At 55.6% G+C, this 10747-nt stretch carries 10 protein-coding genes, 1 pseudogene and 1 other annotated feature; of the genes and pseudogenes, 9 read left to right on the forward strand and 2 right to left on the reverse strand.

The genetic code is table 11. The features are described 5' to 3' along the window. Nucleotides 1-98: 98 nt before the first annotated feature. Together rsmS and priC are read right to left on the reverse strand one after the other, a co-directional pair. Nucleotides 99-267, reverse strand: a pseudogene (gene rsmS / locus ACJ9N4_RS20425) (pleiotropic regulatory protein RsmS); the annotation flags it as partial. Nucleotides 268-281: 14 nt separating this feature from the next. Continuing rightward, nucleotides 282-809 carry a primosomal replication protein N'' gene (priC, locus tag ACJ9N4_RS20430; RefSeq protein ID WP_182919510.1) on the reverse strand — a complete coding sequence of 176 codons (528 nt, stop codon included), beginning with the start codon at nucleotides 807-809 and terminating at the stop codon, nucleotides 282-284. Between the two features lie 50 nt (nucleotides 810-859). Between priC and ACJ9N4_RS20435 the strand changes: the two genes are divergently transcribed. The 9 genes from ACJ9N4_RS20435 to ACJ9N4_RS20475 all read left to right on the forward strand — a co-directional run bounded on the left by ACJ9N4_RS20435 (nucleotide 860) and on the right by ACJ9N4_RS20475 (nucleotide 10226). Continuing rightward, the gene (locus ACJ9N4_RS20435) at nucleotides 860-1237 is read left to right on the forward strand and encodes a DUF454 family protein (protein WP_182919511.1); all 378 of its coding nucleotides are present in this window, start codon (nucleotides 860-862) and stop codon (nucleotides 1235-1237) included. Between the two features lie 151 nt (nucleotides 1238-1388). Next, complete coding sequence (apt, locus tag ACJ9N4_RS20440) at nucleotides 1389-1940, forward strand: adenine phosphoribosyltransferase (RefSeq protein ID WP_182919512.1); 552 nt, start codon at nucleotides 1389-1391, stop codon at nucleotides 1938-1940. A gap of 88 nt (nucleotides 1941-2028) precedes the next feature. Next, complete coding sequence (gene dnaX, locus ACJ9N4_RS20445) at nucleotides 2029-3957, forward strand: DNA polymerase III subunit gamma/tau (RefSeq protein WP_196390928.1); 1929 nt, start codon at nucleotides 2029-2031, stop codon at nucleotides 3955-3957. Beyond that, nucleotides 3287-3351, forward strand: a sequence feature (DnaX frameshifting element). It overlaps the preceding gene by 65 nt. A 54-nt stretch (nucleotides 3958-4011) precedes the next feature. Next, on the forward strand, nucleotides 4012-4344 hold the full coding sequence (locus tag ACJ9N4_RS20450) for a YbaB/EbfC family nucleoid-associated protein (RefSeq protein ID WP_003858972.1): 333 nt from the start codon (nucleotides 4012-4014) through the stop codon (nucleotides 4342-4344). Beyond that, nucleotides 4344-4949, forward strand: a complete 606-nt coding sequence (gene recR / locus ACJ9N4_RS20455; protein WP_182273984.1) for a recombination mediator RecR — start codon at nucleotides 4344-4346, stop codon at nucleotides 4947-4949. Before ACJ9N4_RS20450 ends, recR begins: the two co-directional genes overlap by 1 nt. Before the next feature lie 110 nt (nucleotides 4950-5059). After that, entirely contained in the window at nucleotides 5060-6934 is a 1875-nt protein-coding gene (htpG, locus tag ACJ9N4_RS20460; protein ID WP_411500745.1) for a molecular chaperone HtpG, read from the forward strand. Between the two features lie 195 nt (nucleotides 6935-7129). Further along, the gene (adk, locus tag ACJ9N4_RS20465) at nucleotides 7130-7774 is read left to right on the forward strand and encodes an adenylate kinase (protein ID WP_182273986.1); all 645 of its coding nucleotides are present in this window, start codon (nucleotides 7130-7132) and stop codon (nucleotides 7772-7774) included. 122 nt (nucleotides 7775-7896) lie between these two features. Next, entirely contained in the window at nucleotides 7897-8859 is a 963-nt protein-coding gene (hemH, locus tag ACJ9N4_RS20470) for a ferrochelatase (RefSeq protein ID WP_411500746.1), read from the forward strand. 62 nt (nucleotides 8860-8921) lie between these two features. Then, nucleotides 8922-10226 carry an inosine/guanosine kinase gene (locus ACJ9N4_RS20475; protein ID WP_182273988.1) on the forward strand — a complete coding sequence of 435 codons (1305 nt, stop codon included), beginning with the start codon at nucleotides 8922-8924 and terminating at the stop codon, nucleotides 10224-10226. Nucleotides 10227-10747: the final 521 nt, after the last annotated feature.

The following is a 10747-nucleotide window of genomic DNA, read 5'->3' on the forward strand; positions in this document are numbered from 1 at the left end:
ATCACCATAGGTAAAGGATGTTAAAAAGTGTTCACCATGTCCCCGAACACCTGTCTACCATGTCCCCGGACCGTACAGGGGGCGAGGGGATGGTTTTCTCCCTCTCCCTCAGGGAGAGGGCCGGGGTGAGGGCAATTTCCCCTCAAAATCCCGCTTCACTATCTCCAGCGCCTTCAGCACCGTCTCCGCCGGGATGTCATGATTCTCCAGCAGCATGATTAAATCGACGGCCAGTTTGACCTCGTCGGGTGCATTTTCCAGTGACATCTGTGTGGCTCCTTTTAACGGGTCAGGCGTTCAATCACGCGTTCGATTTCATCCAGCGCCTGCCGACAGCGATTGATTCGACCTTCCAGTGCGCTAATTTCCCGCATTAATAACTGCTGTTCTTCCAGCGTTTCGCTGGTGTTCAGGCGCGTTTCTCGCTCACGCTTCATCTCAAACAGACGACGTTCGAACTCCTGGTGCTCCAGCCGCTTGCGCTGCCATTTGCCGAGCCCCGGTGATGCACTGTCCCAGGCACGCAGCGGCCAGGTGGCAATTTCGCGGTGCAGGGCGGAGATCTGCCCGGTGAGATGTTCCGCAAGCCAGGCCACCTGTTCCTGATTTTCGCTCTCTACCGCGTGGCGAAGCTCGTCGAGATGGGTCTGCGCTTCAGCAAGATAATCCTGGATTAACGTACTGCGGGTGCGGAAAAGCTGTCGATCAAAGCGCGGTTTCAGCGTGGCGTGCCCCATCAGCGGTGTAGCCTGCGCCCGCAGAGCAGTCAGCTGGTTTTGCAGCGTCTCAAGAAGCAAGGCTGTTTTCAATGCGCTCTCCAGTGGTAAAGTAGCCGTTCAGTTTGATAACGATTCGCATTATGCAGCGTACTATTTTAATCATCATTGGCTGGCTCGCGGTAGTGCTTGGCACGCTGGGTGTCGTTTTGCCCTTACTGCCGACCACGCCGTTTATCCTGCTGGCGGCCTGGTGCTTTGCCCGCTCGTCGCCGCGCTTTCACCACTGGCTGCTGTACCGTTCGTGGTTTGGCGGTTATCTGCGCCACTGGCAAAAACACCGGGCAATGCCGCCTGGAGCCAAACCGCGTGCGATTGCCGTTATTCTTATCACCTTTGCCATTTCATTATGGCTGGTGAAAATGATGTGGGTGCGCATCCTGCTGTTGGCGATCCTGGCCTGCCTGCTGATTTTCATGTGGCGGATCCCCGTGGTTGATGAAAAGCAACAAAAGCACTGATGCCTTATAATGGCTGTTGCAATTATTGCGCACAGACAGTAAATTCGACCGTTTTCGAGCACAGGTGCGCCTGGTTAAAGGTTATACAATTGTTACCTTGGCCGACTTTTTGCGCACTGTGAGTCACACTGTTTTATTTAGGCACAAACCGATGACCGCAACTGCACAGCAGCTTGAATATCTGAAAAACAGCATCCAAAGCATCCAGGACTACCCAAAACCTGGCATTCTTTTCCGTGATGTCACCAGCTTGCTGGAAGACCCGAAAGCGTACTCGCTCAGCATTGAACTGCTGGTAGCGCGTTATAAAAACGCCGGGATCACCAAAGTAGTAGGTACCGAAGCCCGCGGCTTCCTGTTTGGCGCACCGGTTGCGCTGGCACTGGGCGTAGGCTTTGTGCCGGTACGTAAACCGCGTAAGCTGCCGCGTGAAACCATCGCTGAAGTTTACGAGCTGGAATACGGTACCGATCAGCTGGAAATCCACGTAGATGCCATCAAACCGGGCGATAAAGTGCTGGTGGTTGACGATCTGCTGGCGACCGGTGGCACCATCGAAGCGACCGTGAAGCTGATCCGTCGTCTGGGTGGTGAAGTCAGCGATGCGGCCTTCATCATCAACCTGTTCGATCTGGGTGGCGAACAGCGCCTGGCGAAACACGGTGTTACCAGCTACAGCCTGGTGCCTTTCCCGGGTCATTGATCCCGGTTTTCACAACCTCGCTCAACGGGTGAGGTTGTGATAGCATTCCCCTCCATAAATTCACCTTCCAGCGTTGCAGAGCCTGCCCATGAGTTATCAGGTGTTAGCCCGTAAATGGCGACCACAAACCTTTGCTGACGTTGTCGGTCAGGAACATGTGCTGACGGCCCTGGCGAATGGCTTGTCGCTAGGTCGCATTCATCACGCCTATCTTTTCTCCGGCACTCGCGGCGTCGGTAAAACCTCTATTGCCCGTTTACTGGCAAAAGGTCTGAACTGCGAAACCGGGATCACCGCGACGCCGTGTGGCGTGTGTGATAACTGCCGTGAAATTGAGCAGGGCCGCTTTGTCGACCTGATCGAAATCGACGCCGCCTCACGCACCAAAGTTGAAGATACCCGCGATCTGCTGGACAACGTGCAGTATGCCCCGGCGCGTGGCCGCTTCAAGGTCTACCTGATCGATGAAGTACACATGCTGTCGCGCCACAGCTTCAACGCCCTGCTCAAAACGCTGGAAGAGCCGCCTGCACATGTGAAATTCCTGCTGGCGACTACCGATCCGCAAAAGCTACCGGTCACCATTCTGTCGCGCTGCCTGCAGTTCCATCTTAAGGCGCTGGACGTTGAACAGATCCGCGCTCAGCTTGAACATATTCTCAACGAAGAGAAAATTGTCCACGAACCGCGCGCTCTGCAACTGCTGGCACGTGCGGCAGACGGCAGCCTGCGTGATGCGTTAAGCCTTACCGATCAGGCGATAGCCAGCGGTGACGGCAAACTCTCGACCGATGCAGTCAGCGCTATGCTTGGCACGCTGGACGACGATCAGGCGCTGTCCCTCATCGAAGCGATGATTGCCGCCAACGGTGAGCGTGTGATGTCGCTGGTTAACGCGGCAGCTGCCCGTGGTGTCGAATGGGAAGCGCTGCTGGTCGAGATGCTCAGCCTGCTGCACCGCGTGGCAATGCTGCAGCTTTCTCCGTCAGCCATCGGCGCAGATATGGCGGCCATCGAACAGCGGATGCGTGAACTTGCCCGCACCGTGCCGCCTGCTGACGTTCAGCTTTACTATCAGACGCTGCTGATTGGCCGCAAAGAGTTACCGTTCGCGCCAGACCGCCGCATGGGCGTCGAAATGACCCTGCTGCGCGCGCTGGCGTTCCATCCGCGGATGCCGCTGCCCGAACCGGAAGTACCACGGCACTCTTTTGCCCCTGCAGCACCCGCTACGGTGATGCCGCCTCAACAGGTGCTACCGCAGCCGACGCCACCACCGCCACAAAATGTGCCGCTGTCGGATGCCACCAGTTCGGTGCTTGCCGCGCGAAGCCAGTTACAACGTGCGCAGGGAGCAACCAAACCAAAAAAGAGTGAACCGGCAGCGCCAGGAAGAGCGCGGCCGGTAAACAACGCCGCGCTTGAACGACTGGCCTCGGTAACGGAGCGTGTACAGTCGCGCCCGGCACCGTCCGCGCTTGAGCAAAAAGCCCCGGTGAAAGAAGAGGCTTACCGCTGGAAGGCGACCACCATCATCGAAGAGGTGAAAGAAGAGGTCGCCACGCCGAAAGCGCTGAAAAAGGCGCTGGAGCATGAAAAAACGCCGGAGCTTGCAGCGAAGCTCGCTGAAGAGTCCATTGAGCGTGACGCCTGGGCCGCTGAGGTCAGCCAATTGCATCTGCCGAAGCTGGTGGAGCAGGTTGCGCTGAACGCCTGGAAAGAGCAGGAGGGCAACACGATTTGCCTGCACCTGCGTCCGGGCCAGCGGCATCTGAATTCCCCGGGCGCGCAAAAAGCGCTGGCTGAGGCACTCGCCACATTACAGGGTGCGCCGGTTGAATTGACTATCATTGAAGATGATAATCCGGCGGTGCGCACGCCACTGGAGTGGCGGCAGGCCATTTATGAAGAAAAACTCGCGCTCGCGCGTGAGTCGATTATTGCGGATAACAACATTCAGACTCTGCGTCGGTTCTTCGATGCCGATCTGGATGAAGAGAGTATTCGCCCCATTTGATCGTGAGTCTGACTTACGGTTGTAATCATTAAACGTGAAAAAAGAGAGAAGCCTATGTTTGGTGGAAAAGGCGGTCTGGGTGGCCTGATGAAGCAGGCTCAGCAGATGCAGGAAAAAATGCAGAAGATGCAGGAAGAGATTGCTCAGCTGGAAGTCACGGGTGAATCCGGTGCCGGTCTGGTCAAAGTGACCATCAACGGTGCGCACAACTGCCGCCGCGTTGAGATCGACCCAAGCCTGCTCGAAGACGACAAAGAGATGCTGGAAGATCTGGTTGCTGCCGCGTTTAACGATGCTGCGCGCCGTATCGACGAAACCCAGAAAGAGAAAATGGCTTCTGTTTCCAGCGGTATGCAACTGCCGCCGGGCTTCAAGATGCCATTCTGATGCAAACCAGTCCGCTGCTCACGCAGTTAATGGAAGCACTGCGCTGCCTGCCGGGCGTTGGCCCGAAGTCGGCGCAGCGCATGGCGTTTACGCTATTGCAGCGCGACCGCAGCGGCGGGATGCGCCTGGCGCAGGCTTTGACCCGCGCCATGTCAGAAATTGGTCACTGTGCGGATTGCCGTACTTTTACCGAGCAGGACGTGTGTGACATCTGCTCGAATCCGCGTCGTCAGGAAAATGGTCAGATTTGTGTGGTGGAGAGTCCGGCGGACATCTACGCCATTGAACAGACCGGGCAGTTTTCTGGCCGCTATTTCGTGCTGATGGGGCATCTCTCCCCGCTGGACGGTATCGGTCCGGACGATATTGGTCTTGACCGCCTTGAACAGCGTCTGGGATCGGAAACGATCAACGAGGTGATCCTCGCCACCAACCCGACGGTGGAAGGGGAGGCAACCGCCAACTACATTGCTGAGCTGTGCGCGGAGTCAGGCGTTGACGCCAGCCGTATCGCCCACGGCGTGCCGGTAGGGGGTGAGCTGGAGATGGTGGACGGTACCACGCTGTCGCACTCTCTGGCCGGACGCCACAAGATTACTTTCTGACCAAACGGAGGTTGCCCCGGTGACCTCCGCTTGAAAATTCACTCCTTTATCCCCATCTCTCACTCAACGTTTTAAAACCCCATTAAATGGCATTGTTGAGGTCGACTTAGATGAAAGGACAAGAAACCCGTGGTTTCCAGTCAGAAGTAAAACAGCTTCTGCACCTGATGATCCATTCCCTGTATTCCAATAAAGAAATCTTCCTGCGTGAGCTGATTTCCAACGCCTCGGATGCGGCGGACAAGCTGCGCTTCCGCGCGCTGTCTAATCCGGATCTGTACGAAGGCGACGGCGAACTGCGCGTGCGCGTCTCTTTTAATAAAGAGAACCGTACGCTGACCATCGCCGATAACGGCATTGGTATGAACCGCGACGAGGTGATCGACCACCTCGGGACTATCGCCAAATCCGGCACCAAAGCGTTCCTCGAATCTATGGGTTCTGACCAGGCGAAAGACAGCCAGCTGATTGGTCAGTTCGGCGTGGGCTTCTACTCGGCGTTCATCGTGGCAGACAAAGTCACTGTGCGCACCCGTGCGGCAGGTGAAAGTGCGGAAAACGGCGTATTCTGGGAATCTCAGGGCGAAGGTGACTACACCGTTGCGGACATCACCAAAGCGGATCGCGGTACTGAAATCACCCTCCATCTGCGCGAAGGCGAAGATGATTTCCTGAATGACTGGCGTGTACGCTCAATCATCAGCAAATACTCCGATCACATTGCGCTGCCGGTTGAGATTGAAAAACAGGAAGAGAACGACGGTGAAACGGTTGTCTCCTGGGAGAAGATCAACAAGGCACAGGCGCTGTGGACGCGCAACAAGTCTGAAATCAAAGACGACGAATACAACGAATTCTACAAGCACATCGCCCACGACTTTACCGACCCGCTGACCTGGAGCCACAACCGCGTGGAAGGTAAGCAGGAGTACACCAGCCTGCTGTACATCCCGGCACAGGCACCGTGGGATATGTGGAACCGCGATCACAAGCACGGTCTGAAGCTGTACGTGCAACGCGTGTTCATTATGGACGACGCTGAGCAGTTCATGCCGAACTATCTGCGTTTCACCCGTGGCCTCATCGACTCTAACGATCTGCCGCTGAACGTCTCCCGTGAAATCCTGCAGGACAGCACCGTTACCCGCAACCTGCGTAACGCGCTGACCAAACGTACGCTGCAGATGCTGGAAAAACTGGCGAAAGACGACGCGGAAAAATACCAGACCTTCTGGAAACAGTTCGGCCTGGTGCTGAAAGAAGGCCCGGCGGAAGACTCGGCTAACGTTGAAGCTATCGCTAAGCTGCTGCGCTTTGCCTCCACGCACACTGACTCTTCCGAGCAAAATGTGTCGCTGGAAGCGTATATCTCCCGCATGAAAGACGGGCAGGAGAAAATCTACTACATCACCGCAGACAGCTACGCTGCGGCGAAGAGCAGCCCGCACCTGGAGCTGCTGCGTAAGAAAGGCATTGAAGTGCTGCTGCTTTCTGACCGCATCGACGAGTGGATGATGAACTACCTGACCGAGTTCGACGGTAAAACCTTCCTGTCCGTTGCCAAAGCTGACGAGTCCATCGACAAGCTGGCGGATGACGTGGATGAAACCGCGAAAGAGGCCGAGAAGGCGCTGGAGCCGTTCGTTGAGCGCGTGAAAACCCTGCTGGGCGACCGCGTGAAAGAGGTGCGTTTCACCCACCGTCTGACCGACACCCCGGCGATTGTGACCACTGACGCCGATGAAATGGGCACTCAAATGGCAAAACTGTTCGCGGCTGCGGGCCAGGCAATGCCAGAAGTGAAATACATCTTCGAGCTGAACCCGGATCATCCGCTGGTGAAGCGTGCGGCAGATACCCAGGACGAAGCTCACTTCGCCGAGTGGGTTGAGCTGCTGCTGGATCAGTCCCTGCTGGCCGAGCGTGGCACGCTGGAAGATCCTAACCAGTTCATTAAGCGCGTGAATGCGCTGCTGTTGGCGTAACTGACCACACCTCCCCTGGTCTTCTCCCTTTCTCTGTGGGAGAGGGCCGGGGTGAGGGCACCAGACCGTACTCTCCCAAATTATCTCCCCCATTAACCGTTTCAGCCGTCCCGCCTTCCTTGAGCGATGCCCATTCTGGTGGTATTGTTTAGCGCTTTTTGAAAAATTGAACCAACTTTTGAGGGGATTTTCGCAATGCGTATTATTCTGCTTGGCGCTCCGGGCGCGGGTAAAGGAACTCAGGCTCAGTTCATCATGGAGAAATACGGTATTCCGCAAATCTCCACTGGTGACATGCTGCGCGCCGCTGTTAAATCTGGCTCCGAGCTGGGTAAACAAGCAAAAGACATCATGGACGCAGGCAAACTGGTAACCGACGAGCTGGTTATTGCTCTGGTTAAAGAGCGCATTGCTCAGGAAGATTGCCGTAACGGTTTCCTGTTGGACGGCTTCCCGCGCACTATCCCACAGGCTGATGCCATGAAAGAAGCGGGCATCAACGTTGACTACGTACTGGAGTTCGATGTGCCAGACGAGCTGATCGTTGACCGTATCGTAGGCCGCCGTGTACACGCTGCCTCTGGCCGCGTTTACCACATCAAATTCAACCCACCTAAGGTTGAAGGCAAAGACGACGTGACTGGCGAAGAGCTGACCACCCGTAAAGATGACCAGGAAGAGACCGTGCGTAAACGTCTGGTGGAATACCATCAGATGACGGCACCACTGATCGGCTACTACTCTAAAGAAGCTGAAGTGGGCAACACAAAATACGCGAAAGTAGACGGTACCCAGGCCGTTGCTGACGTTCGTGCAGAGCTGGAAAAAATCCTCGGCTAATTGCATCTTTCTCACCCGGGAACGGGTGAGAAAAATTCTCATCTCACCTATTACAGCAATGGGTTCCGTTTAGACGCATTTCCGCTACAATTGACAACCATTCAAATGGTTAAGAGGCGTGAATGAGTCAGGCGAAAACCGGCATCCTGCTTGTCAATCTGGGGACTCCAGAGGCACCCACTCCAACGGCAGTAAAACGTTACCTGCGACAGTTTTTAAGCGACACGCGCGTCGTGGATACCCCGCGTTTGTTGTGGTGGCCGTTGCTGCGTGGCGTCATTCTGCCAATTCGTTCTCCGCGTGTGGCAAAGCTCTACCAGTCCGTCTGGATGGAAGAGGGATCGCCGCTTATGGTCTACAGCCGTCGCCAGGAAAAAGCGCTGGCCGCCCGTCTGACGGATATGCCTGTGGTGCTCGGTATGAGCTACGGTAACCCTTCGCTGGAAAGCGCAGTAGACTCACTGCTCGCTCAGGGCGTTGACCACCTGGTGGTACTGTCGCTTTATCCGCAGTATTCCTGCTCTACGGTGGCTGCCGTCTGGGACGAACTGGCGCGCATTCTGGCGACCCGCCGTCGTATTCCAGGCGTCACCTTTATTCGCGATTACGCCGATAACGAGCTGTATATCAAAGCGCTCGCCAGCAGCGCGCGCGCATCGTTTGAAAAACATGGCGAGCCGGATCTCCTGTTACTTTCGTATCACGGTATCCCGCAGCGCTTCGCCGATGAAGGGGATGATTACCCGCAGCGTTGCCGTGATACCACCCGCGAACTGGTTTCTGCGCTTGGGCTACCGCCAGAGAAGGTGATGATGACCTTCCAGTCGCGCTTTGGCCGCGAGCCGTGGCTTACGCCGTATACCGATGAAACCTTCAAAATGCTGGGTGAGAAGGGTGTGAAGCATATTCAGGTGATGTCTCCAGGTTTCTCGGCGGATTGTCTGGAAACGCTGGAGGAGATTGCTGTGCAGAATCGGGAAATTTTCCTTGAGGCTGGTGGAGCGAAGTATGAATACATTCCTGCACTTAACGACTCGCCTGAGCATATCGACATGATGGTGTCGCTGGTGATGAAAAGCCGCTGATCGCGCTAAAGGCCGGGTTTGTGCTACCATTCCCGGCCCATAATCATTGCATAGTTCAGACCATGAAATTTCCCGGTAAACGTAAATCCAAACACTACTTTCCTGTTAATGCCCGCGATCCGCTGCTGCAGCAAATTCAGCCGGAAAATGAAACCAGTGCCGCATGGGTGGTCGGTATAGATCAAACGCTGGTGGACATTGAAGCAAAAGTGGATGATGCGTTTGTCGCGCGTTACGGTCTGAGCGCCGGGCATTCTCTGGTCATTGAGGATGACGTTGCTGAAGCGTTGTACCAGGAGCTGGTGCGTGAAAACCTGATCACGCATCAGTTTGCCGGGGGTACCATCGGCAACACCATGCACAACTACTCCGTGCTGGCAGATGACCGTTCCGTCCTGCTTGGCGTGATGTGCCGTAATATCGAAATCGGTGGCTACGCCTACCGTTACCTCTGCAACACCTCCAGCCGTACCGACCTGAACTATTTACAAGGCGTCGACGGGCCAATCGGCCGCTGCTTTACGCTGATCAGCGATTCCGGTGAACGTACCTTTGCCATCAGCCCTGGTCACATGAACAAACTGCGTGCCGAGAGCATCCCGGAAGAGGTGATCGCGGGTGCGTCGGCACTGGTGCTGACGTCCTACCTGGTACGCTGTAAGCCGGGTGAACCGATGCCGGAAGCGACCATGAAGGCAGTGGCATACGCGAAGAAATACAACGTACCGGTAGTATTGACGCTGGGTACCAAATTTGTGATTGCCGATAACCCTGAGTGGTGGCAAGCATTCCTGAAAGAACACGTCTCGATTCTGGCGATGAACGAAGAAGAGGCTGAGGCGTTAACTGGTGAAAGCGATCCGCTGCTGGCGTCCGATAAAGCGCTGGACTGGGTGGATCTGGTGCTCTGCACCGCCGGGCCAGTTGGGCTGTATATGGCGGGCTTCACCGAAGAAGAGAGCAAACGCAAAACTCAGCATCCGTTGTTGCCTGGTGCGATCGCCGAGTTCAACCAGTACGAATTTAGCCGTGCCATGCGCCACAAAGACTGTACGAACCCGCTGCGTATTTACTCTCACATTGCGCCGTATATGGGTGGGCCAGAGAAAATCATGAACACCAATGGCGCAGGCGACGGTGCGCTGGCGGCGTTGTTGCACGACATTACCGCTAATGCCTATCACAAAACCAACGTGCCGAATTCCAGCAAGCACAAATTCAGCTGGCTGACCTATTCGTCACTGGCACAGGTGTGTAAGTACGCTAACCGCGTGAGTTACCAGGTGCTGAACCAGCACTCCCCGCGCTTAACGCGTGGCCTGCCGGAAAGGGAAGACAGTCTGGAAGAGGCGTACTGGGACAGGTAGGTAAAAGCAAAACGGCAACACTGTTGCCGTTTTTAGTATTTGTTCCCTCTCCCTGTGGGAGAGGGCCAGGGTGAGGGCAGCAGGCCGCACAAGGTAAAAGCAAAACGGCAACACAGTTGCCGTTTTAGTGTTTGTTCCCTCTCCCTGTGGGAGAGGGCCAGGGTGAGGGCATCAGGCCGCACAAGGTAAAAGCAAAACGGCAACACAGTTGCCGTTTTTAGTATTTGTTCCCTCTCCCTGTGGGAGAGGGCCAGGGTGAGGGCATCAGGCCGCACAAGATAAAAGCAAAACGGCAACACAGTTGCCGTTTTTAGTATTTGTTCCCTCTCCCTGTGGGAGAGGGCCAGGGTGAGGGCATCAGGCCGCACAAGATAAAAGCAAAACGGCAACACAGTTGCCGTTTTTAGTATTTGTTCCCTCTCCCTGTGGGAGAGGGTCAGGGTGTGAAGTGGTCTACTTAATTTGGACACGACCTGAGGTTCTTTGTCTTTCCATCTCGGCAGGTGTTAACCCTCCGTTGT

The sequence above is a fragment of the Enterobacter sp. LM3 genome (genome assembly GCF_046622475.1).
GTDB classification, from domain to species: Bacteria; Pseudomonadota; Gammaproteobacteria; order Enterobacterales; family Enterobacteriaceae; genus Enterobacter; species Enterobacter cloacae_P.